Annotated in this window: 25 protein-coding genes; 16 read left to right on the forward strand and 9 right to left on the reverse strand. The window is 32.1% G+C overall.

Annotation, left to right across the window (positions count from 1 at the left end; all coding sequences use genetic code 11):
* The first annotated feature begins 139 nt into the window (after positions 1–139).
* Genes I5M07_RS02785 through I5M07_RS02795 form a run of 3 tightly spaced genes read left to right on the forward strand, consistent with a single transcriptional unit; the run spans position 140 to position 2,633 of the window.
* Entirely contained in the window at positions 140–823 is a 684-nt protein-coding gene (locus tag I5M07_RS02785) for a cell division ATP-binding protein FtsE (protein WP_200104664.1), read from the forward strand.
* Positions 823–1,701 (forward strand): glycosyltransferase family 2 protein, encoded by an 879-nt coding sequence (locus I5M07_RS02790; protein WP_200104665.1) that lies wholly within the window; start codon positions 823–825, stop codon positions 1,699–1,701. Before I5M07_RS02785 ends, I5M07_RS02790 begins: the two co-directional genes overlap by 1 nt.
* Positions 1,702–1,706: 5 nt before the next feature.
* The gene (locus tag I5M07_RS02795) at positions 1,707–2,633 is read left to right on the forward strand and encodes a glycosyltransferase family 2 protein (protein WP_200104666.1); all 927 of its coding nucleotides are present in this window, start codon (positions 1,707–1,709) and stop codon (positions 2,631–2,633) included.
* On the opposite strand, the gene I5M07_RS02800 is transcribed toward I5M07_RS02795, so the two are convergent.
* The 3 genes from I5M07_RS02800 to I5M07_RS02810 are packed head-to-tail and all read right to left on the reverse strand — an operon-like array spanning position 2,610 to position 4,978.
* Entirely contained in the window at positions 2,610–3,023 is a 414-nt protein-coding gene (locus I5M07_RS02800) for a sugar 3,4-ketoisomerase (RefSeq protein WP_200104667.1), read from the reverse strand. The genes I5M07_RS02795 and I5M07_RS02800 overlap by 24 nt on opposite strands.
* Positions 3,016–3,813: a glycosyltransferase family 2 protein gene (locus I5M07_RS02805; RefSeq protein ID WP_200104668.1), complete on the reverse strand. Its 798-nt coding sequence runs from the start codon at positions 3,811–3,813 to the stop codon at positions 3,016–3,018. Before I5M07_RS02805 ends, I5M07_RS02800 begins: the two co-directional genes overlap by 8 nt.
* A 52-nt stretch (positions 3,814–3,865) precedes the next feature.
* Entirely contained in the window at positions 3,866–4,978 is a 1,113-nt protein-coding gene (locus I5M07_RS02810; RefSeq protein ID WP_200104669.1) for a glycosyltransferase, read from the reverse strand.
* A 266-nt stretch (positions 4,979–5,244) separates the two neighbouring features.
* Here I5M07_RS02810 and I5M07_RS02815 point away from each other — a divergent pair, with 266 nt between their 5' ends.
* Positions 5,245–6,129 carry a glycosyltransferase family 2 protein gene (locus I5M07_RS02815; protein WP_200104670.1) on the forward strand — a complete coding sequence of 295 codons (885 nt, stop codon included), beginning with the start codon at positions 5,245–5,247 and terminating at the stop codon, positions 6,127–6,129.
* A 93-nt stretch (positions 6,130–6,222) separates the two neighbouring features.
* Here the strand turns inward: I5M07_RS02815 and I5M07_RS02820 are convergent, their stop codons facing one another.
* From I5M07_RS02820 to I5M07_RS02845, 6 genes are all read right to left on the reverse strand, one after another.
* Complete coding sequence (locus tag I5M07_RS02820; protein WP_200104671.1) at positions 6,223–7,512, reverse strand: O-antigen translocase; 1,290 nt, start codon at positions 7,510–7,512, stop codon at positions 6,223–6,225.
* A complete protein-coding gene (locus I5M07_RS02825; RefSeq protein ID WP_200104672.1) occupies positions 7,509–7,871 on the reverse strand; it encodes an acyltransferase in 363 nt (120 codons plus the stop codon). The genes I5M07_RS02820 and I5M07_RS02825 overlap by 4 nt, the downstream gene beginning before the upstream one ends.
* A 207-nt stretch (positions 7,872–8,078) precedes the next feature.
* Positions 8,079–9,176, reverse strand: a complete 1,098-nt coding sequence (locus I5M07_RS02830) for a DegT/DnrJ/EryC1/StrS family aminotransferase (protein WP_200104673.1) — start codon at positions 9,174–9,176, stop codon at positions 8,079–8,081.
* The gene (locus I5M07_RS02835; RefSeq protein WP_233621921.1) at positions 9,173–10,183 is read right to left on the reverse strand and encodes a GNAT family N-acetyltransferase; all 1,011 of its coding nucleotides are present in this window, start codon (positions 10,181–10,183) and stop codon (positions 9,173–9,175) included. The genes I5M07_RS02830 and I5M07_RS02835 overlap by 4 nt, the downstream gene beginning before the upstream one ends.
* A complete protein-coding gene (locus I5M07_RS02840; RefSeq protein WP_200104674.1) occupies positions 10,150–10,761 on the reverse strand; it encodes a trimeric intracellular cation channel family protein in 612 nt (203 codons plus the stop codon). The genes I5M07_RS02835 and I5M07_RS02840 overlap by 34 nt, the downstream gene beginning before the upstream one ends.
* A gap of 7 nt (positions 10,762–10,768) precedes the next feature.
* A complete protein-coding gene (locus I5M07_RS02845) occupies positions 10,769–11,512 on the reverse strand; it encodes an RDD family protein (RefSeq protein WP_200104675.1) in 744 nt (247 codons plus the stop codon).
* 19 nt (positions 11,513–11,531) lie between these two features.
* Here I5M07_RS02845 and I5M07_RS02850 point away from each other — a divergent pair, with 19 nt between their 5' ends.
* The 12 genes from I5M07_RS02850 to nudK all read left to right on the forward strand — a co-directional run bounded on the left by I5M07_RS02850 (position 11,532) and on the right by nudK (position 24,627).
* A complete protein-coding gene (locus I5M07_RS02850) occupies positions 11,532–12,512 on the forward strand; it encodes a stage II sporulation protein M (RefSeq protein ID WP_200104676.1) in 981 nt (326 codons plus the stop codon).
* Positions 12,496–13,443: a hypothetical protein gene (locus I5M07_RS02855; protein WP_200104677.1), complete on the forward strand. Its 948-nt coding sequence runs from the start codon at positions 12,496–12,498 to the stop codon at positions 13,441–13,443. Before I5M07_RS02850 ends, I5M07_RS02855 begins: the two co-directional genes overlap by 17 nt.
* On the forward strand, positions 13,436–14,170 hold the full coding sequence (locus tag I5M07_RS02860; RefSeq protein ID WP_200104678.1) for a DUF4129 domain-containing protein: 735 nt from the start codon (positions 13,436–13,438) through the stop codon (positions 14,168–14,170). The genes I5M07_RS02855 and I5M07_RS02860 overlap by 8 nt, the downstream gene beginning before the upstream one ends.
* Positions 14,163–15,362 carry a DUF4350 domain-containing protein gene (locus I5M07_RS02865; protein WP_200104679.1) on the forward strand — a complete coding sequence of 400 codons (1,200 nt, stop codon included), beginning with the start codon at positions 14,163–14,165 and terminating at the stop codon, positions 15,360–15,362. The genes I5M07_RS02860 and I5M07_RS02865 overlap by 8 nt, the downstream gene beginning before the upstream one ends.
* A 14-nt stretch (positions 15,363–15,376) precedes the next feature.
* Positions 15,377–16,384 (forward strand): AAA family ATPase, encoded by a 1,008-nt coding sequence (locus I5M07_RS02870; RefSeq protein WP_200104680.1) that lies wholly within the window; start codon positions 15,377–15,379, stop codon positions 16,382–16,384.
* Positions 16,385–16,486: 102 nt separating this feature from the next.
* Positions 16,487–17,818 (forward strand): DUF58 domain-containing protein, encoded by a 1,332-nt coding sequence (locus I5M07_RS02875; protein WP_200104681.1) that lies wholly within the window; start codon positions 16,487–16,489, stop codon positions 17,816–17,818.
* Positions 17,819–18,158: 340 nt separating this feature from the next.
* Positions 18,159–18,794: an HdeD family acid-resistance protein gene (locus tag I5M07_RS02880; protein WP_200104682.1), complete on the forward strand. Its 636-nt coding sequence runs from the start codon at positions 18,159–18,161 to the stop codon at positions 18,792–18,794.
* A gap of 154 nt (positions 18,795–18,948) precedes the next feature.
* Positions 18,949–19,734 carry a TrmH family RNA methyltransferase gene (locus I5M07_RS02885; RefSeq protein WP_200104683.1) on the forward strand — a complete coding sequence of 262 codons (786 nt, stop codon included), beginning with the start codon at positions 18,949–18,951 and terminating at the stop codon, positions 19,732–19,734.
* Between the two features lie 146 nt (positions 19,735–19,880).
* The gene (locus I5M07_RS02890; protein ID WP_200104684.1) at positions 19,881–22,100 is read left to right on the forward strand and encodes a RelA/SpoT family protein; all 2,220 of its coding nucleotides are present in this window, start codon (positions 19,881–19,883) and stop codon (positions 22,098–22,100) included.
* Positions 22,101–22,187: 87 nt separating this feature from the next.
* Positions 22,188–22,649 carry a Fur family transcriptional regulator gene (locus I5M07_RS02895; RefSeq protein ID WP_200104685.1) on the forward strand — a complete coding sequence of 154 codons (462 nt, stop codon included), beginning with the start codon at positions 22,188–22,190 and terminating at the stop codon, positions 22,647–22,649.
* 69 nt (positions 22,650–22,718) lie between these two features.
* Positions 22,719–23,990, forward strand: a complete 1,272-nt coding sequence (locus I5M07_RS02900) for an adenylosuccinate synthase (protein WP_200104686.1) — start codon at positions 22,719–22,721, stop codon at positions 23,988–23,990.
* Between the two features lie 58 nt (positions 23,991–24,048).
* Entirely contained in the window at positions 24,049–24,627 is a 579-nt protein-coding gene (gene nudK / locus I5M07_RS02905) for a GDP-mannose pyrophosphatase NudK (RefSeq protein WP_200104687.1), read from the forward strand.
* Positions 24,628–24,639 lie beyond the last annotated feature (12 nt).

Consider the following 24,639-nt stretch of genomic DNA (forward strand, 5'->3'; position numbering starts at 1 on the left):
CTTTTTACCCTAATTAGTTCTTTTTCATATCTTATAAAAAACACAATTTTTTGTAGCTTTTTTTCTTTTTAAAACAATTTAAATTTATTTTGAATACAATCATTAACTTAGTACTTTTACCATTCAAATCAATACCATTATGTCGCAAACCGTACTGTCTTTAAAAGATGTCACTATATTTCAAGAAGGAAGAGAAGTTTTATCACACATTAATTTAGATGTTCATCATGGTGAATTTATTTACATTATTGGTAAAACGGGTTCAGGAAAAAGTAGTTTCATGAAAACATTATATGCCGATTTACCTTTAACTCAAGGAGAAGGCCATATTGTTGAATTTGATTTGGCCACACTTAAAGAAAGTGACATTCCGTATTTGAGACGTAAAATTGGTATCGTATTCCAAGATTTTAAATTGCTTCCTGATAGAAGTATCAAGGACAACATGTTGTTTGTTTTAAAAGCTACTGGTTGGACTGTAAAGGCCGAAATGGAACAAAAAATAGACGAAGTTCTTGATAAAGTAGGAATGAAAGCGCATACCAATAAAATGCCGCACCAACTATCTGGAGGCGAGCAACAAAGAGTTGCCATTGCCCGAGCCATCTTAAACGACCCCGAATTTATTTTGGCCGATGAACCAACTGGAAATTTAGACCCACAAACCAGCGCCGAGGTAATGGAAGTTTTACGAAAAATTAATGCCAATGGTAAAACCGTAATCATGGTTACACACGATTACGCTTTATTAATGAAATACCCATCAAAAACTTTAAAATGCGAAGACGAACGCATTTTTGAAGTGGTACAACGAACCGTATAATGCTTTCTATTTTAATTCCTGTCTACAACTACAACGCTTTTCCTCTTGTATTGGAATTGCACAAACAATGTGTAGCAACTGGAATTAATTTTGAGATTTTGGTTCAGGATGATGGTTCTATTTATTTCGACAATGAAAACAATAAAATAAATGAATTTCAAAATTGTCACTTTTTAAAAAGTGATAAAAATGTTGGGCGTACAACAACAAGAAACAAATTAGTTAATACGGCTGCATACGATTGGTTACTATTTTTGGATGCGGATGTAATTCCGGTCCATCAAGACTTCGTAAAAAATTATATTTCTGAATTTAATTCGAACTATAATGTTATTTTCGGAGGGTACCAGTATCAGAAAATCAATCCTGATTTAAACAGTGAATTTAGATACAAATACGGAAGAAAAAGAGAAGAGAAATCGGCATTAGAACGTAATATTAATCCATACCAATTTATTTTTTCAGGTAATTTTTTAATTCAAAAGAAAACTTTTTTAGAAACTAGTTTTAAAGAAGATAAAAACTTTTATGGTATGGATATTTATTTTTCATACCAACTTTTTATAAAAAAAATAAAAGTGCTTCATATCGAAAACCCTATCTACCACTTAGGATTAGAAACGAACGAAATATACTTTAAAAAAAGCCTAAAGGCAGTAGAAAGTAGAAAAAAATTTCTTGTCAATTGTGAACAAATCGAAAAAATAAGTCCGTTGATTAAAAGTTATAATAAAATAAAACGTTATCACTTAATACCAATTGTAACTGTTTTTTTTAAAATTTCGGAACCAATTCTTAAAAATAGAATTTTAACGCAAAACCCTAATTTGGTTTTATTTGATGTTTATCGATTGGGTTATATGTGCACTTTAAAATAAAGCTTATGCCCTACTTTTCTATTGTCATTCCTTTATATAACAAAGAAAAATTTATATCTGATACATTAAAGAGTGTCCTATTGCAAACCTTCGTTGACTATGAAATTATCATTATAAATGATGCATCAACTGACAAAAGTGAAGAAAAAGTATTGCAATTTAAAGATCCTAGAATTCAAATTTTTAATATTAAAAATGGAGGGGTTTCTTCAGCAAGAAATTTTGGCATAGATAAAGCAAAATCAAAATATATTGCTTTTTTAGACGCAGATGATTATTGGTATCCGGATTATCTAAAAGAAATGTACAATAATATTAATGCCTTTCCAAAAATAAAAGCATTTACTGTGGCTATCGAAATGGAAACTTCGAAAAGAATATTGCAATCCGAGTATTCTATAGAAAAAACTGCCGACCATGAAATTGTAAATTATTTTAAGGCAAGTAGAAAAAGAACTGTATTGAGCTCTTCTTCTAGTGTTTTTCATAAAAGCATTTTCAAAAAAACAGGTGTATTTGACACAAAACTAAAGAGTGGTGAAGACACTGATTTATGGATTAGAGTTGGATTAATTTATCCTATTTTATTTTCTTGGAAAGTTCTCGCTCGATATGTACTTGATGAAAAAAGTCTCTCTAAAAACTACAAAACATCTTTACAATCAATTGATTTTTCAAAATATGCTTTGCTAGAAAAAACAAATCCTGATTTAAAAAAATTTCTTGATTTAAATCGTTTTTCACTAGCGATAAAAGCAAAACTGCTACAAGATGAAAATAGTTATAGAAAATTTTATAGGAATATAGATTTATCTAATTTAAGCTTTAAAAAAAGATTTTTACTAACTCTTCCTTCGATTCTACTTAAACCTTTAATTGCTTTAAAAACTGTACTTGCAAATGTAGGATTAGGAAATTCCGTTTTTAAATGATACAAATTCATTAAAATCCCTAATATAATCCTCCTCTTCAAAAACGGCAGAAGCCAGAACCAAACAAACCGAACCCGAAGAGAAATTTTGTAATTCTCTCCATATCCCCGTTGAAATCAATAGCCCAACGTTTGGTCGGTTTAAAGTAATTTTTTTTTGCTCATTCCCATCATTTAAAATTACATCAAAACTACCGCTTAAAGCAATGAGGAATTCTAATTGTTCTTTATGAGCATGACCTCCTCTTTCGGCACCACTTGGAACATCATATAAATAATAAACCCTTTTGATTTCAAAAGGAATAATATCATTTTCAATAACAGAAAGATTCCCTCTACGGTCTTCTATTTTGGGAATATTTATAAGTTCAGTAAAAGGAGATTTATTCATAGCGTGAATCTAAATTTTTATTTAAAATTAATTTATAATCATATATTCCGGATAAGCCAATTCCAAACTTTTTCTTCATTTCAGGTACAGATAAATTATATTTTCGTAGCAAAAAGAACATATACTTAAACAGAAAGAAATAAGCAAAAATTCCATGACTTTTACAATAACCCGCCATTCTTGCATATATTACCCGATCTGAGCTTGCATCATCACTCGAAGAAAAGGCTTCATGAATTACTATTGGCAGAGGAATAAAAATTACTTTACATCCATTATGTACCATCCTTTTTAGAAAGAAAAATGTTTCTGAATCTTGAAATTTGCCCCCTAAACCAAAAAACTCATTAAAGAGACAATTTTCCTTTTTTACATCTTCAATTTTAAAAGTCAATTCTATAGACAAAACCTTCCTTAATTCCTTACTATTTAACTTTTTTCTCTCTTTCGGGTATTTGCTGTATAAGTGACCTTTTTTAGTTATGGTTTGAAAGCAAATTGCCGAAAAATCTTGGTTTTGATTATATTCTATTATTATATTTTCTTGAAAATTTTCAAAAAAAACCACATCATCATCTGCAATCAAAATAATTTTACCTGTAACATTCTTTAATCCTAGATTTCTACTTTTTGACAATCCAATTTCGTTTGAATTAATGACTCTTACAGTTGGAAATTCAGAAGTCAGCAAATATTCATCATCCGTTTGATTAATAATCAAAATTGAAAAATTAGAAAAATGACAAAAAGGAAACATTGGAATTAAAAAATCCAGATTATCTCTTTTCATTGTAGCAATTACAATCTCTAAGTCATGTTCTGTAAATGAATTATGCACGCTTTTAAATATTTAACCCCATAAGATTTAACCACTCTTTACCTATCGCTTCTAATGAAAATTGGGCAACACTGTTTTTAGAATTTTGCTGGCAAACATGATACAATTCTTTATCTGAAACCATTGTATTTATTGCTTCTGTTAGTTTTTCAAAATTCTGATTTTCAACTAAAAGCCCGTTTTTCCCTTGAGAAATTATCTCGCTTGGCCCCGAAAAACAATCAAAAGCAACTACTGGGGTACCACAGGCTAACGTTTCAATAAGAACCATGGGAAATCCTTCGAATTTACTAGCCAACACCATGAATTTAGCATTTTTCATAAATTTATAGGGATTGTCTACAAATCCTGTAAAAACAACATCATTACTCCTATTTAACTTTTCGACTTTTGCTTCCAATTTTTTTTTTAGGACTCCATCACCAAGAATCATTAGTTTAATGCCTCTTTCTGGCAATATTGAATTAAGATAACTTTCGATTAATTTATCAAATTGTTTTACATTAGCATGCCCCATGCTTCCAATGCCAATAATATAGTCATACTCAATTTCCAACGGCACATTAGACCAAATTGTAATATACTCTAAATCAATCGGATTATAAATGGTTTGAATTTGAGTTGAATCATAATTATAATCAGAAATAATCTTTGAATTAATTTTTGTTGCGACCGTTACAATTTTGTATGCTTTTTTATAAATCCTTTTCGCCAAAAATTTATTTTGAGGAAAATAGTACGAAATCATATAACTGTGTATTGTAACAATAAGCTTTGATTTAAACAATAAAACGGCAAACAAAAACTCCTGATAATCAAAACGTTTCATTCTAAAATCAATTATATAATCAAACCTATTAGATTTAATAAATTTATAAAAGATATATAGCCGCCTGAACTTATTGAAATAATTTGTATTATTGGCCCTGATTTTTCCAAGATTTAAAACCTCTCCTGCATATTCATATTCTATTTCATCATTATTAACCATGATTTTAACAACAATGTTTTTACTCGCAAGATATTTAGATAAAAATGCTGCAGAACGTTCTGCACCTCCCTTGGAGAGTTGATCTGCCAATAAAAATATTTTATGTGTTTTATCTAAACTACTCATTAATTGTAAATTGCTAACAAAAAAACATTTAACATCCAATGTGTTTGCTGAAAAAAGACATCTTATGAAACTTCCATTTAAAGTTATTTTTGTTTTTTTCTATCCTGCAATATTAACATTTATTTTTTCTTATAGCCCTAATGGTATATGTTATATAGTTGATATTATTGAAATTTTTTTTGTCCTTTACATTTTAGAATTAGCTACTTTATTTCCTAAAAACGTAATCAAAAGTATATTTTACTAAATTTAGAACAAAAAAATTAATGCCTCATTCTACTACTATCGTAACTGTATTATGCTCCTGCTACAATCATGCAGAATATGTTTGTAAAAGTATTGAATCTGTCCTGAATCAATCTCACGACAACATCCAATTAATTGTTATTGATGATTTTAGTTCAGATAATTCTGTTGAAGTAATAGAAAATTTTATCTTAAATTTTCCAGAAATTATATTTATCAAAAACAAAAAAAACATTGGTTTAACACAATCTGTAACCAATGCCTTGCAATATGTTACAGGGGAGTATTTTATAGACCTCGCTGCTGATGATATTTTACTACCCAATTGTATTGAAATACAACTAAATACATTTAAAACAAGTAAATTCACCAACCTTGCAATGGTCTACGGAAATGCTGAAAACATAACCGAGGACGGAAATCACTTCTCCTATTATTTTGAAGTGGATGAACACTTAAAATCCAAGATTTCACGACCTTCTGGAGATATTTATTCAAAAGTAATTAGCAGTGAAACCGTTTTATGTTCTGTTTCCTCTATGTACAAAAAGTCAGTTTTTGATGCACTCAATGGCTATGATACCACATTATCGTATGAAGATTTTGATTATTGGATTCGTGCTTCAAGAGCATATAATATCGAATATATTGATGCCGTTTTAGTTCAAAAAAGAATAACGCCTAACTCCTTACATGCCTCATTTTATCTCAAAAAAAATAAAAACAGTAATTCTACCTACATCATTTTACGAAAAGCATATAAACTCAACAGAAACAAAAGCGAACATAAGATATTAATTCCAAGAGTTAATATTGAAATACGCAACTCTTTTCGCACCCAAAACTATCTTGTAATGCTTAAAAATTGCTACCTGCGATTAAGACTTGGCTTAAAAACGCTTTAACCAATGTATTTTCAATATTATCTTTAACAGTTAATCGATTCAAAACAAAGGTAGTTTTATCAGTAATATCTTATATTTAGCAACCAAATTGGGCTAATTATTTGTGCCAATCTTACTTATAAACAATTCCCTAAACATAAAAAGTATTACAATTAATGTAATTAAGTTAGCATAAAAATAAGATTGAAGCGCTCCTTGATAAGAATAATTTTTAACAAAAAAATACGATATGATTAAATAGGACGCATTAAATAATATTTCGATAATGAAATAATCCTTAAATCTGGATTTTACTAAAATTTGATATCCAAAAGCCAAAGTCATAACCCGCACCAAATCCCCCAATAATTGCCAAATTAATACTTCCTTTATTTTTAGAAATTCATCAGTAAAAACAAGATTCAAAATAAAACCCCTAAACAAATAAATAATTAGTAACATCATAGCAAATAAAGGAACAAAAATCTGGAAATACGTTTTTAATTCGGTTTTAAATTCTGAATTGCTTTTTAAGGATGTCAGCTTAGGCACATAATAATATGCCAACCCTGAACTAAAAATAGACATATAAAAAGAAGATAGTTTGGTTGTTGCATCCCATAGACCAGCATCGTTTACAGAATGCATTTTTACAATATAATTACGGATCAAAATGAGTGTTAAAGGAACTATACAAGCGCTCAAAAAAGCCATAAATGAAAAATTAATAATAATCTTCAGGTACTTACTATTAATTTTCTTTTTAAGTTCAAACGTAAAATAATCTTTATCTTTCTTTACAAAAATAAACGTAACTATAAACATCAATAATTCTCCTAAAACAAGAGCATACAATCCGCCTTTAATATTTTTATTCCAAACCAAAATAGCAGTAACGCAGAAAATGAAGATATTTGAAATTATTTGAATCGCTACAATTCTATTAATTTTTTCTAGTCCGTTGTAAATTGTTAACCAAAAAACATTTAATACAATAACAGGTAAAAGCAAACTAAAAACACGGATAGGAAGTACAAAATTTAAATTAAAGAATATAAAATCGGAAATAAATTCTGCAAATACGAGTGTTAAAAAACCCACCACTAATGCTATAATTAGAAAAAACCAGAAAAAAGTAGATAAAATAACCGAAAGCTCATTTTTATTATTTTTGTTTTCTACATACAACTTAATTAATGAAGTATTCATTCCTAAAGTTGTAATGGATTTAAGCATAGAAGTGAAGTTTCTAAAACTCCCTAAAATTGCCATTCCGGATGTTCCTAAAACAAAAGAAATAATCTTTGTAGATGCCATCCCTAAAATAAAACTAGTTGCAACCGATAAAGAGTTGACTGACAAAACTTTTAAAAGTTTATTATCCTTAATTTTATTAAAAATCATAATTCCCGTACTACTTTTGCTGGATTTCCACAAGCAATTACATTTCTTGGAATATTGGTAGTAACAATAGAACCATTACCTATAATCGAATTTTCTCCAATGGTAACACCTTTAAGAACAGTTACATTGGAACCTAAAAAAACGTTCTGACAAATATGTATTGGCTCCGACTTTACAACACCATTTCTCCTCTTATCAATATTCAGATCATGTCCATCGTTATCTAACAAAGAACAATTATGACCTATCAACACATTGTCTTCAATACTAACTTTAGTCATACATTCTATCGAAAAAGCATTACTTATAGCCACATTATTACCAATATGAATCTCGCTATTTTTATTCTGTACTTCCATAAATGAATAATGAGAATAATAGTTTGGCGCATAGCGAACACCCATCTGTACATTTGATCCAAAAAAAATTTGCCCTTGTCCTACTTTTAGTAAAGGATGATATAATATCGGATTCCCGCTAACTCTTTCACAGTTAGATAAAAACTGATATTTTTTCACCCTTAAAACAACAAAGAAAAATTGTTTAATCTTATTATTTAGTCTCATTCAATAGTTGTTTAAAACCTCAATTACAAAACTCACCTCGTCTTTAGTCAATACAGGACTCATCGGCAAACTTAAAACTTCATTGTGTATTTTCTCGGTGATAGGAAAAGACAAATCATTCCAATTTAAAAAAGCTTTTTGTTTGTGAGGCGGAATTGGATAATGAACCATGGTTTCAATACCATTTTCGGCTAAATACTTTTGTAAATCGCTTCGATTTGAAGTACGAATAACAAACAAATGAAAAACATGATTTTCGGAAAAATCCCAAAAAGGAAGCTCGATTTTTTTGTTTTTTATTTCAGAAAGATAGCGTGTTGCAATTGCTCTTCGCTTTTGATTATCTGTATTTAGGTCAGGTAATTTACAATTTAAAAATGCCGCTTGTAATTCATCTAAACGCGAGTTTACCCCTTTATATTGATTGTGGTATTTAATTTCAGAACCATAATTCCGAAGTATTTGAATGGTTTCAGCTAAATTAGAATCATTTGTAACCACTGCTCCACCATCACCTAAAGCACCTAAATTTTTTCCGGGATAAAAACTATAAGCAACTGCTGAATTATGGGTTGTGAGTTGTGAGTTGTGCATTGTAGCGCCGTGAGCTTGCGCAGCATCTTCAACAACAACTAAATTATTTTGAAGTGCAATTTTATGAATTTCATCCATTTCAGCTAATTGACCGTATAAATGAACCGCCAGAATTGCTTTTGTTTTTGAAGTAATCTTTTCTAAAATTAAATCTGGATTTATATTATACGTTTCTAACTTTGGCTCTACCAGTATCGGAATTAAACCAGCTTCAACAATGGCTAAAATACTGGCGATATACGTATTAGCGGGTACTATGACCTCGTCTCCTTTTTGCAATTTTCCGAGTTGAATGTAAGCTTTAAATACTAATACCAAAGCATCAAAACCATTTCCAACACCAATGCAATAGTTGGCATCACAAAAGGTAGCAAAAGCTTTTTCAAATGTTTTTACTTCATCTCCTAAAATATACCAACCCTTTTCTAAAACCGATTTCAGTTTATTCTGAAATTCGATTTCATAAGGAGCATTTATTTTTTTTAAGTCGAGAAATTTAATCATATCAAAATGCGGTCTAAACGATTAAAATGGACTGTTGGTACTTCATAAAAATCTTGAACCAAAGAATGCGCTCCAAAACTTTCTTTCCAAAAATTAATATTTTCTACTATTTGCAAACCGTTATTTTCATGCGAAGGACCAAAATCAAAAAAGTCTTTTTCTTTAGCTATTTCATGAATTAAATAATCATATAAATAGTCCAAACTTCCTAAAAGATTGTTTTTATCACTACCCGAAATATACTGCGGTTTTGCTACAAAAGGTGTTATAAACAAAGTGGTTCCGCAAACTAATTCGTTTTGATGGTAGACATTAAAATGCCGAATATTAGCTGGGAATAATTGCATAAGCTTTTTTATTTCGGCTGCTGAATGAACTGGTTTTGATTGGTATTTATCCCGTAAATTTGGAATTAAAAGCGTATTCCAAAATGCATCGATTTGGGTTTCTTCTTTAATTTGCAAACCGAGTTTTTGTCCACGTCGAATGCATTCTTTTCTCGATTTTGAAATTAAAATTTTTCGTCTCAAATCTATTACCGAAACATTATGCTTCATAACCGTTTTTCCTTGCAAAACAGACATCAAATAATTGATTTCGTCCGACGGATAACTGCAATATATGGAAGGAATTTGCTTTAAATACAAACTCGAAATATCCTGCTGATTTAAAAAATTCAAAATATTTTTAAAAATCTGAATGATGCTTTTTAATTTACAACTTGGCTGCAAAATCAAGCCTCCGTAAGTCAAACCTTGATGTGAAAAAACTGTATTACCAACTTTATTGGCTGGTAAAAGCGCGACTAATTTCTCTCCTTCAAAAACCAACAGCGAATAATCTTCAAAACGATCTTTGTGGTATTCCATAAAATCACGATGAAACAAAAACGTAGCATTTTTGGCTTTGGCTATAAAATCATTCCAAAGTATAAAATCGGCATCTTGGTATTTTCGAACTGTAAATTGTTTCACTAGTTGTGTGGTACTATAGGTGGTAATTTCCATTGCAATCGAACGGCTAACAAGCGTATTAAAATTATAACTACTGCTGTAATAACGTAAATTAAATCGTTAGCAAATTCAAAAAATTTCAAGGCAAAAAAAATAATTCCGCCAAATATACATACTGTTGCGTAAATTTCTTTATGAAAAATTACCGGAATATCGTTACATAAAATATCTCGGATAACACCTCCAAAACAAGCTGTCATTGTACCTAAAGCAATACAAATTATCGGACTCAAATTGACTTCAATCCCTTTTTCAAATCCGATAATACTAAAAATTCCCAAACCAATTGTATCAAATAAAAACAACGAAGTTCGAAGTTTATCAAATTTATTTCGAAAAACAATCGACAAGAAAAAGGCAATACCAATTAAGTAAACGTATTTAATATCCAACATCCAAGTAACTGGTGCCACTCCAATTAAAATATCCCGAAGTGTTCCGCCACCAACCGCAGTTACAAAAGCAATGATAAAAACACCAAACGGATCTAATTTTTTATTCATAGCCGTAAGCGCTCCAGACATGGCAAAAGCAATAGTTCCTATTTGTTCTATAAGGGTAAAAACGGTCATGTAGGGTTTACATATTTTGGGTATAAAAATTATAATCTTTTAAAACAATTCGCAAAAATTCGGCCTTACCCTCAGTTTGGTTTTTGATACCGGTTACCGATTCAATTTTAGCTACTAATTTTTCGATGGTTTCAAAATCATGTTTCAGTTGCGCTTGGGCAAACGTTTCTTTAATGATACGGACATCGTTATCGGATAATTTGATAACCAAAGGATAAGTCGGAACGTATTCATTACCAATTTCTTCTAAAATAGTATGATTGATATCGATGGTGCTTTTTAGCGAAATTACGGCTGTTCCGGCCACCATATCGCCCAAACGTTGGCTGTTTTTACTCGTAATAATACTTACAATTGCCACAATGCCATTCATAATGCTGATATCTACAATTCTAAAAAACCAGCGCATTACATAGTCGCCAAAGCCCGCTTGATAACCATCTAATTTAACCACTTTAATTTTAGTCCATTTTTTTCCCATTGTTTGTCCTTCAAAAATTGATTCCAGAGTAATGGTATAAACAATTAGTGGAAAGGACAACAAAAAAACGATAGCTGCAATAGACCATTGGTCCATCGACTGAAACATTTTAGGGAAATCGAACACATAAAAAAACACGGTTGCTATCACGATGACATAGGCTATTTTAATAATTAAATCAATGAAATAAGCCAGTAAACGCTCGCCTACCGTGGCAGCTTTAAAATTAATTACTACATTTTGTGTTGTCGTTATAGATAATTCTGACATATTTTATATTTTAGCTCCAATGAGAGAAGTTGCCTTCATAAAACAAAACAAAGAAAAATGGCTTGCCTTTGAGCTTGCTATTTTTGGTAAAGCTAAAAAAAATCCTGATGAATTGGCCAATTTATACATTCAAATGATGAATGATTTGGCTTATGCACAAACGTATTATCCAAAAAGCAAAACAGTTGTTTATCTGAATTATTTGGCCTCTCAGATTTACCAAAAAATTTACAAAACCAAGCGTACCGAAAAAAACCAGTTGGTTCACTTTTTTTCTATCGAAGTCCCGCTATTGTTGTATGAGTACAAAAGGTACCTTTTATATGCTTTCATTTTATTTTTTGCCACGGTTGGAATTGGAGTGGTTTCGGCAAAGTTTGATCAAAATTTTGTTCGATTGATTCTGAGTGATGCTTATGTAAATATGACCTTAGAAAACATTAAAGAAGGAAATCCAGTCGCTGTTTATGGCTCCGGAAGCAATTGGGGAAGTTTTATCGGAATTACAACTAACAATATTTATGTGGGGGCTCGATGTTATTTGTATGGCATTTTTGCGGGAATAGGCACTTTTTTTGTGGCTTTGCAAAACGGAATTATGTTGGGTGCTTTTCAGTATTTTTTTTATCAAGAAAACGTATTTTGGCAAAGTGTTCGCGGGATTTGGATTCACGGTTCTATGGAAATTTTTGCTATCGTTATTGAAACCGCAGCCGGTTTTATTTTGGGCGCCTCCATTTTATTCCCCAAAACATACAGCCGATTCAATTCGTTTAAAATTGGATTTAAAAACAGTTTTAAGATATTTTTGAGTACGTTACCGTTTACTTTTTCGGCCGGATTTTTAGAAGGTTTTATTACCCGTTATTCGGTTGACATGCCTATTTGGCTAAGCACTGCAATCATTTTAATCACCTTAGGTTGCATTTCTTTTTATTATTTAATTTTCCCTCAAATTGTTCATAAAAAACTAACCAAAGCCCATGTTTCAACTTTATAAAAAAAGAAATTTTAGTGATTATATTTCGGATACCATTTCGTTTTTCAAGCAATTCGGGGGGCATTATTTTAAGAATTATTTGCTCATAAACGGCGGTTTTTTATTGATTCTTTCATTCTTGCTCTACTTCCTTATTAAAGTATATTTCGAAGTGCTTTTTTCTTCAATAGGAACCTCAAACTCTAATTATTTTATTCAATATTTTGATTCGAATGCGGGATTATTCATTGGTTCGTTGGTATTTTTTATAGTACTAATCGTCATTATTTCGCTACTTAATTTTGCTTTTCCAGTTTTGTACTTGCGCTTTTTGTCCGAAAATCAAACGATCAATTTTAGTAGCAAAGAAATAATTTCGCAACTCATTCAAAATACAGGAAGAATTTTATTGTTTTTCTTAGGTATGCTTTTTTTGGTTTTTCCGTTGCTAATGTTACTTTTCATTTTATTGTTTGTAATGATTTTCATTCTTATCGGATTGCCTTTATTATTAGTCGCTATTCCCGCTTCATTGGCTTGGATCAACTTTAGCTTTTATTCGTATTTATCTGAAAAAACAAGCTTTTTTGAATCCTTGCGAATTGGTTTTAACATGGTAAAACAAAAATTTTGGGCTGTTACTGGAACAACAATGGTGGTTTTAATTCTCATTCAAATCATTCAAGGTATCATCACAATGATTCCGTATTTCATTGGAATGGTCTATTTTTTCACGTCGGCAAACAATTCGGTCGCAACACAAGACGGAAATCCGATGACTTCTTTGGGACTTTTTGCAACCGTTATCATGATTTTAGGTATTTTATTTAGTTATTTTTCTAATAACCTGATTTTAATCAATCAAGGTATTATGTATTACAGTTTATGCGAAGAAAATACGGGCGTGACCTTATTACAGGATATTGATTTAATAGGAACGCACGATGAATAAATTTCTTTATTTCATCTTTTTTCTATTTGCGTCTTTTGTGGTAAAAGCACAAGAAAGTTTAGATACACTTAAAATTCAGGTTGATACCGCTACAATTGCAAAAAAAACGTTCGATAAAAATTTCAAATCGAATTATACGGAACGCGATTTTAAATACGATCCCCTTACCAACGAAAAAAATACTTGGGACCGATTTGTAGATTGGATTAATCAATTATTAGAAAAATTATTTGGCGTTGGCAACAAAGCTTCTTCCTCGGAATTAACGGGAATAATACTCAAAATCCTAGCTGCAGCCATAGTTCTTTTTGTAATTTACAGGATTGTAAAAGCTATCATTAACAAAGAAGGACAATGGATTTTCGGAAAAGATTCGCATAAAAAAAACATACACTATTCGGATCTTGAAAAAAATATTCATTTAGTCGATTTTGAAAAATTAATTCAAACTAGTCGTCAAAATGGCCAAAAGAGGCTCATTATTCGGTACTATTACTTATGGCTTTTAAAAACCATGGCGCAACATTATTTTATTAAATGGGATATCGAAAAAACCAATTCAGATTATTTGGCCGAATTACAACTGCCCAAGCATAAAGAAGAGTTTGCCTATTTATCCTACTTATACAATTATATTTGGTACGGCGAATTTGACATTAACGAAACTACTTTTCAAACAGCCGAAAATCGTTTTAAAAAAGCACTAAGCACTTTTAGCAATGAATAAAACCATAAAAATATATATTGCCCTATTGGTTGTTATTCTCCTAGCTATTTTGGTAATTGATTACAACCGACCAAAACCAATTGATTGGCGCCCGACTTATAACGTAAACGATAAAATTCCGTTTGGTTTGTATGTTTTTGATCACGAGTCAAAAAAGATTTTAAAAAACGATTCTATTTTTAAAATTACCAAAACACCATACGAATTTTTAGACAGTCAATTTGTGCCCGATACCATCTTAGGTAAATACAAAATAACCGGAACCGTGATGTCTATTGGAAAAAACATTCCGATAGATGCCGAATCGTGGAAAGAAATTTTTTATTTTGTAAGTCACGGAAATACTGCCTTTATTAGTGCTACCAATTTTCCTCAAATTTTTTCGGATAGTTTGAATGTTGAAACCGACGCTTATTTTGATTATGTCAATAAAACGTATAATGGGGTTTTTAATCCAAATTTAGGCACACAAAAATACCAGTTGGAAGAAGATTTAAACACTTCTTTTTTTACTTCTATAGACACTATGAATACTCAAGTTTTGGGATTTTTAGAATCGGATACAACGCATGTTAATTTTATTCGAACAAAATTTAGAAGCGGTCAATTTATTCTGCACTTACAACCCGCGGCCTTTACCAACTTTCATTTACTCAAAAACAATCACTATCAATATGCCGAAAAAGTGGTGAGTTACATCCCAGAAGGAAACCTGTATTGGTTTTTAAAATCAAATCCGGAAGAAGCCATTTCCAATTCGCCTTTGCGCTATGTTTTAAGTCAACCGTCGCTTAAGTGGGCTTGGTATTTTAGTTTAATTGGAATTATAATTTTTATGTTTTTTAATGCCAAACGAAAACAACGAGTGGTTCCGATTATTTCTCCGCTGACCAATTCAACGGTTGATTTTACGAAAACCATCGGGAATTTGTATTACCAAGAAGGCGACCACGATAATATCATCGAAAAAAAGATTATTTATTTTTTAGAAAAAATCAGAAACCAATATTTAATCGATACTCAAAAGTTAGATGACGATTTTGTTCAAAAATTACATCAAAAATCAGGTAAAAGCGAATCCGATATTCAAGCGGTTATCAGCTTAATTACCCAATTCAGAAAAAAGAATCATGGAAGCGTTGAATCGGATTTGATCAAAATCAACAATGCTATCGAGAAAATAATTTTATAAAAAACAACCCAAAAATGGAAGAAAACAACGCTTTAGAAAATCCTAGTTCCGATTTTAATTTTCAAAATCGTCTTGATTTACAACCTCTTTTGCAGCACGTTAATGCTATAAAAGAAGAATTGGCAACGGTTATTGTAGGGCAAACCAAAATGATTGATCAATTATTAGTTGCCATTTTATCCAACGGTCATATTTTATTAGAAGGAGTTCCTGGTGTGGCCAAAACCATCACGGCAAAATTATTAGCCAAAACATTACATATTGATTTTAGTCGAATCCAATTTACACCCGATTTGATGCCTTCGGACATATTAGGAACTTCTGTTTTTAATGTAAAAAATTCTGAATTTGAATTTAAAAAAGGACCTATTTTTTCAAATTTAGTTTTGATTGACGAAATAAACCGTGCGCCAGCCAAAACGCAAGCAGCCTTGTTTGAAGTAATGGAAGAACGCCAAATTACCATTGATGGTCATCAATATATTTTAGAGGCTCCTTTTTTGGTCATAGCGACGCAAAATCCGGTAGAACAAGAGGGAACTTATCGTTTGCCCGAAGCGCAATTGGATCGTTTTTTATTCAAAATAAATATTGATTATCCTAAATTAGATGAGGAAATTGCTATTATTCAAAGAGAGCATGCTTTGCAAAATCACGGTAAACTCGAAAACATTAAAAGTTTACTTTCTGCTACCGAAATCATCCAATACCAAAACTTGGTTAAATCCATAATTGTAGAACAAAACTTGTTGGAATACATTGCCCGAATTGTAGTAAATACACGCGAAAATGCCTTTTTATATTTAGGTGCTTCTCCCCGCGCCTCTATTGCTATTTTAAATGCTGCCAAGGGTTTTGCTGCAATTCGAGGTCGTGATTTTGTAACCCCCGAAGACATTAAAGAGGCCGCGGTTCCCGTATTACAACACCGTGTAATTGTAACACCCGAACGCGAAATGGAAGGGATTAACAGCCAACAAATTATCAAACAAATTTTGGAAACAGTAGAAATTCCGAGGTAAAAAAAAAGAAAATAGAAAAAAGAGAATAGAAAAAAGACACAAGACAGAAGACACAAGACAGAAGACACAAGATAAAACATCAAATTTGAATAAATTACAAAAATGAAAACCCTAAAAAGTCTGTACCTTAACAACCTATTTTTCTATTTGCTTTTGGGCATTATAGGATTATTTGTATGCGCCTTTATTTTTCCGAATTTATACACGGCTGTTTGGTTTTTGGTACTGATTTTATTTGGTTTTTTATCGCTCGATATACTGATTTTGTATACGAATAAAACTGGAATTGAAGCGCAACGAATTACGCCGGAAAAGCTATCCAATGGCGATTTGAATACTATTGAAATTCATATTGAAAACCTTTATACATTTCCAGTTCAGGTTCGAATTATAGATGAAATTCCGTTTCAATTTCAAATCCGAAATTTCAAGATTAACCGCCGCATAAAATCGTCAAGCAAAGATGAAATTCAGTATGAACTCCGCCCTACCCAACGAGGCGAATACTTTTTTGGTAATTTAAACCTGTATGTTTCTTCGCCACTGCAACTTATTGCCAAGCGTTATACTTTTGGAAACGAAGCAATGGTTCCAACTTATCCTTCGTATATTCAGTTACGCAAGTATGATTTGATGGCTTTTTCCAATCATTTGTTTCAATACGGAATAAAAAAAATTCGTCGCATTGGACATACGATGGAATTTGAACAAATCAAAGAATACGTTCCCGGCGACGATATTAGAACTCTCAATTGGAAAGCCACCGCGAAGAAAAACAGCTTGATGATTAATCAATTTCAAGACGAAAAATCGCAGTCGGTGTACATGATGATTGATAAAGGAAGGGTAATGAAAATGCCTTTTAACGGACTTAGTTTGCTGGATTATGCCATTAATGCGAGTTTGGTTTTATCCAACGTAATTTTGAAAAAACACGACAAAGCGGGACTTTTTACCTTCTCTAAAAAAGTCGAAAACAGAGTTGTGGCCGATAAAAGGGGCTCACAGATGCAACTCATTTTGGAGACCTTATACAATGTAAAAACCAACTTTTTTGAAAGCGATTACAGTCGATTGTATGCCGATATCAAAAAAAACATCAACCAAAGAAGTTTGCTTATTTTATATACCAATTTTGAAACGATGGATGGTTTGCATCGCCAACTTCCTTATTTAAAAGCCATTGCCAAAAGCCATTTGCTAATCGTGGTATTTTTCACCAATACCGAACTCGATAATATTATTTATAAAAAAAGTGAAACAGTTCAAGAAATTTACGATAAAATAATTGCAGAGAAATTCATTTTTGAAAAGCGATTAATTGTGGCCGAGCTCAAAAAATACGGTATCCATTCTCTTCTTACCCAACCCGAAAATTTAACTATTGACTCTATCAACAAATACCTCGAAATAAAAGCACGAGGAATTTTATAATTATGATAAGTGAAATGATTCAAAAAAAGTAATCTTATTCTATTACAAGAGAATTGAAAAAGGATTCATTAAATGAATTAACTCACTATAAATAAATCACATCATAATCAATAGATTAAACCAAAAAAAACTCAAAAACAATAATATAAACAAACCAATAATTAGGAATTATTTTCTTACATTCGTGTGGTTTTCTTTAAAAAGAAACAAGTCAAAATAATCTGTTTTGATTTTCCAAAAATTAGATACAAAGCAACCTAAATTGGTTACTATAAAATAAAAATTTCTAGGACGAGCCGAAAACCTAATAGAGTAGGCAAAAATTTAAAATGATATTGTTATGAGTAATTTTTTCAAAAAAGTAAAAAATTCAGTTAAGTATTGGTATGTGCCTTTAATTGTTGGCATTATTTTTATTGCCGTTGGTATTTATACTTTTATGTCGCCCCTAGCCTCCTATTTAGCTCTTTCGCTATTTTTTAGTCTTTCGTTTTTGTTTGGAGGTGGTGCCGAAATTATTTTTGCCATATCCAACCGAAAAGAACTCGATAATTGGGGTTGGACCTTAACTTTTGGAATATTTACTTTTTTAGTTGGATTACTGTTAATAAACCGTCCTGAAATTTCTATAGTTACTTTGCCTTTATACATTGGTTTTTTAGTTTTATTCCGTTCCATTGCAGCAGTAAGTTATGCTATTGATTTGAAAAATTACGGTATAAAAGACGCTAATAATTTATTGATTTTAGGAATTTTAGGAATTGTATTTTCATTTTTACTCTTATGGAATCCTGTTTTTGCAGGAATGACCATTGTTTTTTGGACCGGTTTAGCTTTAGTGACAAGTGGTGTGTTTAGCATTTATTTAGCTATAAAACTGAAAAAAATTCATGACTTACCTAATAAAATTTCTGACGAGCTAAAAGACCGTTACGATAATCTAGAAGAAGAAATGAAGGAGCATCTAAAACGATAATATTTTTTATTACAAAGTTCAACACCTCGTTTATGCGTATAAGCGAGGTTTTTTTATGATTAAAAAGGAAACCAAAAACTGACTTACAAGCTTTTAATTGCTTCTCCTTTTTCAAAAAAACTTCCTACATTTGTTGCTTTGACACTACTACCAAATGAAACAAATTACATCTGTTCAAAATCCGTTTATCAAATCGTTAGTACTCTTACAAGAAAAAGCCAAAGCGCGCAAGCAAACGGGTACTTTTTTAATTGAAGGACAACGAGAAATTGAAATTGCTTTAAAAGGCGGATATGAATTGGAATGCATCTTGTTTGTTCCTGAATTAATCGAAAAATCGTTTTCTATTTCTGATTTTCAATCTTTAAATCGTATTGAAATTACAAAAGAAATATACCAAAAACTCGCTTATCGCGATACGACCGAAGGAATTTTAGCTGTTGCAAAAAGTAAGTCCCTACAGCTTTCGGATCTAAAGTTATCTAAAAACCCACTCATTTTAGTTGCCGAAGCACCCGAAAAACCCGGAAATATCGGAGCCTTATTACGTACAGCCGATGCAGCCAATTTAGATGCGGTGATTATTGCCAATCCAAAAAGTGATTTGTACAATCCAAATATTGTGCGTTCTAGCGTGGGCTGTTTGTTTACACGTCAAATTGCTACAGGATCTACTTCCGAAATTATTGCTTTTCTAAAAGAAAAAAACATTCAGTTTTATGCGGCTACTTTACAAAATTCAACTTCCTATCACACACAAGATTTCACCTCACCTACTGCACTTGTAGTGGGAACCGAAGCTACTGGTTTAACCGAGGAATGGCGAGAGGCTGCTAAACAAAATATCATCATCCCGATGCAAGGTGAAATTGACAGCATGAATGTTTCCGTCGCTGCGGCTATTTTAATTTTTGAAGCCAAACGCCAACGTGGTTTTTAATATCCTTTAATATTTCTAACAAAATTTTGCCATTAGTTAGTTTTGACAACGTTTTTACCACTTACAAAAACCGTCAAAGCACTTTAAACTATTGTATATTTGTGGGCTATTGCGTACTTTTAGAGTAAAGAAGATCCCACAAAATTATGACTGAGTTAGAAATTGAAAAAGAAAACAAAGCGATTGCCCAAGAATACAAAGAGTTACTTCGGATTAGTTACCAAACCTTAACTGAAGAAGACAAAAAGTTAATTCGGAAAGCATTTGATGTTGCTGTAGAAGCACACAAAGACCAACGTCGAAAATCGGGCGAAGCCTATATTTTTCATCCTATCGCAGTCGCTAAAATTGTGGCTTCCGAAATTGGATTAGGCGCTACCTCTATTGCAGCCGCTTTGTTGCATGATGTAGTAGAAGATACACCTATTACGGTAGAAGATATTGAACGCTTATTCAATTCAAAAGTTGCGCAATTGGTAGATGGTCTTACCAAAATTTCAAAAGTTCAAAAAGATTTAAACGCCTCTTTACAAGCCGAAAATTTCAGAAAAATGATTTTGACGCTGAATGATGATGTGCGCGTAATTTTAATCAAATTGGCCGACCGTTTGCACAACATGCAAACTATGGAGTCGATGGTTGATTACAAACAGACAAAAATTGCTTCGGAAACCTTGTATATTTATGCGCCTTTAGCACATCGTTTGGGTTTGTATAATATCAAAACCAAACTCGAGGATTTGGGTTTAAAATACACCGAACCCGAAGTGTATAATGATATTGTTAGCAAAATTAGAGAAACCAAAGAAGAGCAAGATGCTTATATTGCTACCATTTCGGAAGTACTTAAAAAATCGTTAGACGAGGAAAATATTGATTACATCATAAAAGGCAGACCCAAATCCATTTATTCGATTCGTCGAAAAATGCGAGCGCAAAATGTAAGTTTTGATGAAGTGTACGACAAATTTGCCTTGCGAATCGTATACAAATCGAATGCCCACGACGAAAAATTTCTGGCTTGGAAAATCTATTCGATTGTTACCGACCATTATCGTCCTAGCCCTAGCCGATTACGCGATTGGATTTCATCACCCAAATCAACCGGATACGAAGCTTTGCATATTACCGTCATGGGGCCAAAAGGGCGTTGGGTCGAAATTCAGGTGCGAAGCGAGCGTATGGATGAAATTGCCGAAAAAGGTTACGCGGCGCATTACAAATATAAAAACGGTGCTACCGAAGAAAGCGGACTTGATGTTTGGCTCAATTTACTTCGAGAAGCTTTAGAAAATGCCGAAACCAATGCGGTTGATTTTGTTGAAGATTTTAAAATGAATTTATATTCAAAAGAAATCTTTGTTTTTACGCCAAAAGGAGAAATAAAATCATTGCCCAAAGGAGCCACTTCTTTAGATTTTGCTTTTAGCATTCACTCCGAAATTGGGATCAAAACCCTCGGAACTCGCGTAAATGGTAAATTGGTACCCTTAAACCACGAACTTAGAAGTGGTGACCAGGTGGAAGTAATCACTTCGCAATATCAAAAACCAACAGCCAACTGGTTGGAATATGTAACAACTTCGAGAGCTAGAACTAAAATCAAAAATGTGCTAAATGAAAACACCAAACGCATTGCCGAAGACGGAAAAGAACTTTTAAAACGTAAATTAAAACACCTCAAAATAACCGTTAACGAACAGGTTATTAACGAATTGGTTAATTTTTTCAAATTAAAAACCAGTTTGGATTTATTTTATCGTGTGGGTATGGGATCCATCGACAACCAAAAGTTAAAGGATTACGCTTCGCAAAAAAACAATACGTTTTTTAATTTCTTCAAAAATAAAATCAAAAGAACGCCACAAACGGCCGATGCGGATATTCATAAACCCGAAATCAATAGCAATTACGACATGCTAGTTTTTGGGACAGAGCACGACAAATTAGACTACAAACTTTCGCCTTGCTGCAACCCTATTCCTGGCGATGATGTTTTTGGTTTTCTTACCGTTAACGAAGGAATTAAAGTACATAAAAAAGATTGTCCTAACGCCATCGGTATGCAATCCAATTATGCTTATCGCATTATGTCGGCCAAATGGATTGATTCTTCGCAAGAAGAATTTAAAGCCACCATCAACATTACCGGAATGGATGTTTTAGGTTTAACAAATCAACTTACAAAAGTGATATCTAACAACATGAACGTGAATATTCAAAGTATATCTTTGAGTACCGATGCGGGCATTTTTCACGGACAAGTTTCGGTTATTGTGAGAAATAACAGTATTTTAAAGAAAATGATTCAAAATATTAAAAAAATTGATGGTGTCGACAAAGTAACACGGGTTTACAGCAATTAATTTTTAAGTTTTAATTCTGATTTTGAACGTAAAACTTTAAACAGGAAACTTTTATTGATTAAAAATAATAAATTATCTTTGCCAGATATGACACTGATTTCAACTGACAATTCGAAAAATCAAGAAATTGTAAAAAATGTTTTTACAATGTATCTTGAGCAAAAAGGGCACCGTAAGACGCCGGAGCGCTACGCTATATTACAAGAAATTTACGATAGTGAGGAGCATTTTGATATCGAAAACTTGTACATCAAAATGAAAAACAAAAACTATCGTGTCAGCAGAGCCACGCTTTACAATACAATCGAATTACTTTTAGATTGTGCTTTGGTTCGTAAACACCAATTTGGTCAAAACCAAGCTTACTACGAAAAATCGTATTTTGATAAGCAACACGACCATATTATCATGACCGATACTGGCGAAGTTATCGAATTTTGTGATCCCAGAATTCAAACTATCAAAAAAACCATCGAAGAAATTTTTAACATCGAAATCAACAACCATTCGTTGTATTTCTATGCTACTAAAAAACAAGATCAACAATAATATTCAAACACAACATAAACTAACAGTACAGACAAGCCAACTTGTCTCGAAAATAAATTAAAAAAAAGAATGACCGTAGATTTATTACTAGGCTTGCAGTGGGGAGATGAAGGAAAAGGAAAAATTGTAGATGTTTTAACTTCTAATTACGATATTATCGCACGTTTTCAAGGAGGACCAAATGCTGGTCATACTTTAGAATTTGACGGAATAAAACACGTTTTAAGAACAATTCCTTCTGGAATTTTCCATAAAAACTCTGTAAACGTTATTGGTAACGGAGTAGTTATTGACCCAGTAGTTTTTCAAAAAGAAATTGAAGGTTTAGAAAAATTCAATTTAGACATCAAATCCAAATTAATTATTTCTAGAAAAGCACATTTAATTTTACCAACGCACCGTTTATTAGATGCGGCTTCGGAAGCATCAAAAGGAAAAGCTAAAATTGGTTCTACTTTAAAAGGAATTGGACCAACTTACATGGATAAAACAGGTCGAAATGGTCTACGCGTTGGCGATATTGAGTTGGTTGATTTTAAAGAAAGATACCGTGCATTAGCCGACAAACACGAAGCGATGATTGCATTTTACGATGTAAACATTCAGTATAATTTAGCCGAACTTGAAAAAGAATTTTTCGAAGCAATAGAAGAATTAAAAAAACTTGATTTTATTGATAGCGAAGAATACATGCACCAAGCTCAAAAAGCAGGAAAATCCATTTTATGCGAAGGCGCACAAGGCTCTTTGTTAGATGTTGATTTTGGAACGTACCCTTTTGTAACTTCTTCTAACACCACGGCAGCTGGAGCTTGTACTGGTTTAGGAATTGCACCAAACAAAATCAAAGAAGTGTACGGAATTTTTAAAGCATACGTAACTCGTGTTGGAAGCGGACCGTTCCCAACTGAACTTTTTGATGAAGTTGGAGCTACAATGGCTAAAGTTGGTAACGAATTTGGATCGGTAACCGGTAGACAAAGACGTTGTGGATGGTTGGATTTAGTGGCTCTTAAATATGCCGTACATGTAAATGGGGTAACGCAATTGATGATGATGAAAGGTGATGTTTTATCTGGTTTTGAAACACTAAAAGTTTGTACCGAATACAATTACAAAGGAACTCCAATTTCGCATTTCCCTTATAATATCGAAGAAGAAAATGTAACACCAATTTACAAAGAATTCAAAGGGTGGAAACAAGATTTAACCGGAATGACTACTTATGAGCAATTACCTGTTGAATTAAAAGAATACATCGAATTCATTGAAAAAGAATTAGAAGTGCCTATTAAAATTGTTTCGGTTGGTCCAGACCGAAAGCAAACAATCTTAAAATAATAACAACTAAAACGCTCTTATGGGCGTTTTTTTTTATTCAAAAAAAGCAACTAAACAAATGAATAATCCAGAAATAAAAATTACCAAAACCGAACTCCTTTCGGATAATTGGTATGTATTAAACAAAGTCACTTTTAATTACAATCAAAACGAAAAACAAGAAGTTCATGTTCGAGAGGTTTACGATCGAGGAAATGGAGCCGCTATTTTACTTTATAATTCGACCAAAAAAACAGTTATTTTAACACGTCAATTTCGATTACCGACCTACCTAAATGGTAATAATAACGGCATGATGATTGAAGTTTGCGCAGGTTTATTAGATAAAGATAACCCTGAAGCATGCATCATACGAGAAACGGAAGAAGAAACCGGATATCGATTAAAAAAAGTGGAAAAAGTATTCCAAACCTACATGTCACCTGGAGCGGTAACCGAAATTTTATATTTGTTTACCGGTGAATACGATGATAGCATGAAAGTACACGAAGGAGGCGGATTAGACGAAGAACAAGAGCATATTGAAGTATTAGAACTTCCTTTCGAGCAAGCCTTTCAAATGATTGGAACTGGTGAAATTTGCGATGCCAAAACCATTATTTTATTACAACATGCCAAATTAAATGGACTAGTCTAAAACAAAAAACTC

Source organism: Flavobacterium agrisoli (assembly GCF_016522065.1).
Lineage (GTDB): Bacteria > Bacteroidota > Bacteroidia > Flavobacteriales > Flavobacteriaceae > Flavobacterium > Flavobacterium agrisoli.

What these genes read in the sequence shown, in the direction of transcription:
- I5M07_RS02785 (WP_200104664.1), top strand. Translation starts at nt 140, where the DNA reads ATGTCGCAAACCGTACTGTCTTTAAAAGATGTCACTATATTTCAAGAA.
- I5M07_RS02790 (WP_200104665.1), top strand. Translation starts at nt 823, where the DNA reads ATGCTTTCTATTTTAATTCCTGTCTACAACTACAACGCTTTTCCTCTT.
- I5M07_RS02795 (WP_200104666.1), top strand. Translation starts at nt 1,707, where the DNA reads ATGCCCTACTTTTCTATTGTCATTCCTTTATATAACAAAGAAAAATTT.
- I5M07_RS02800 (WP_200104667.1), bottom strand. Translation starts at nt 3,023, where the DNA reads ATGAATAAATCTCCTTTTACTGAACTTATAAATATTCCCAAAATAGAA.
- I5M07_RS02805 (WP_200104668.1), bottom strand. Translation starts at nt 3,813, where the DNA reads ATGAAAAGAGATAATCTGGATTTTTTAATTCCAATGTTTCCTTTTTGT.
- I5M07_RS02810 (WP_200104669.1), bottom strand. Translation starts at nt 4,978, where the DNA reads ATGAGTAGTTTAGATAAAACACATAAAATATTTTTATTGGCAGATCAA.
- I5M07_RS02815 (WP_200104670.1), top strand. Translation starts at nt 5,245, where the DNA reads ATGCCTCATTCTACTACTATCGTAACTGTATTATGCTCCTGCTACAAT.
- I5M07_RS02820 (WP_200104671.1), bottom strand. Translation starts at nt 7,512, where the DNA reads ATGATTTTTAATAAAATTAAGGATAATAAACTTTTAAAAGTTTTGTCA.
- I5M07_RS02825 (WP_200104672.1), bottom strand. Translation starts at nt 7,871, where the DNA reads ATGGAAGTACAGAATAAAAATAGCGAGATTCATATTGGTAATAATGTG.
- I5M07_RS02830 (WP_200104673.1), bottom strand. Translation starts at nt 9,176, where the DNA reads ATGATTAAATTTCTCGACTTAAAAAAAATAAATGCTCCTTATGAAATC.
- I5M07_RS02835 (WP_233621921.1), bottom strand. Translation starts at nt 10,183, where the DNA reads ATGGAAATTACCACCTATAGTACCACACAACTAGTGAAACAATTTACA.
- I5M07_RS02840 (WP_200104674.1), bottom strand. Translation starts at nt 10,761, where the DNA reads ATGACCGTTTTTACCCTTATAGAACAAATAGGAACTATTGCTTTTGCC.
- I5M07_RS02845 (WP_200104675.1), bottom strand. Translation starts at nt 11,512, where the DNA reads ATGTCAGAATTATCTATAACGACAACACAAAATGTAGTAATTAATTTT.
- I5M07_RS02850 (WP_200104676.1), top strand. Translation starts at nt 11,532, where the DNA reads ATGAGAGAAGTTGCCTTCATAAAACAAAACAAAGAAAAATGGCTTGCC.
- I5M07_RS02855 (WP_200104677.1), top strand. Translation starts at nt 12,496, where the DNA reads ATGTTTCAACTTTATAAAAAAAGAAATTTTAGTGATTATATTTCGGAT.
- I5M07_RS02860 (WP_200104678.1), top strand. Translation starts at nt 13,436, where the DNA reads ATGAATAAATTTCTTTATTTCATCTTTTTTCTATTTGCGTCTTTTGTG.
- I5M07_RS02865 (WP_200104679.1), top strand. Translation starts at nt 14,163, where the DNA reads ATGAATAAAACCATAAAAATATATATTGCCCTATTGGTTGTTATTCTC.
- I5M07_RS02870 (WP_200104680.1), top strand. Translation starts at nt 15,377, where the DNA reads ATGGAAGAAAACAACGCTTTAGAAAATCCTAGTTCCGATTTTAATTTT.
- I5M07_RS02875 (WP_200104681.1), top strand. Translation starts at nt 16,487, where the DNA reads ATGAAAACCCTAAAAAGTCTGTACCTTAACAACCTATTTTTCTATTTG.
- I5M07_RS02880 (WP_200104682.1), top strand. Translation starts at nt 18,159, where the DNA reads ATGAGTAATTTTTTCAAAAAAGTAAAAAATTCAGTTAAGTATTGGTAT.
- I5M07_RS02885 (WP_200104683.1), top strand. Translation starts at nt 18,949, where the DNA reads ATGAAACAAATTACATCTGTTCAAAATCCGTTTATCAAATCGTTAGTA.
- I5M07_RS02890 (WP_200104684.1), top strand. Translation starts at nt 19,881, where the DNA reads ATGACTGAGTTAGAAATTGAAAAAGAAAACAAAGCGATTGCCCAAGAA.
- I5M07_RS02895 (WP_200104685.1), top strand. Translation starts at nt 22,188, where the DNA reads ATGACACTGATTTCAACTGACAATTCGAAAAATCAAGAAATTGTAAAA.
- I5M07_RS02900 (WP_200104686.1), top strand. Translation starts at nt 22,719, where the DNA reads ATGACCGTAGATTTATTACTAGGCTTGCAGTGGGGAGATGAAGGAAAA.
- nudK (WP_200104687.1), top strand. Translation starts at nt 24,049, where the DNA reads ATGAATAATCCAGAAATAAAAATTACCAAAACCGAACTCCTTTCGGAT.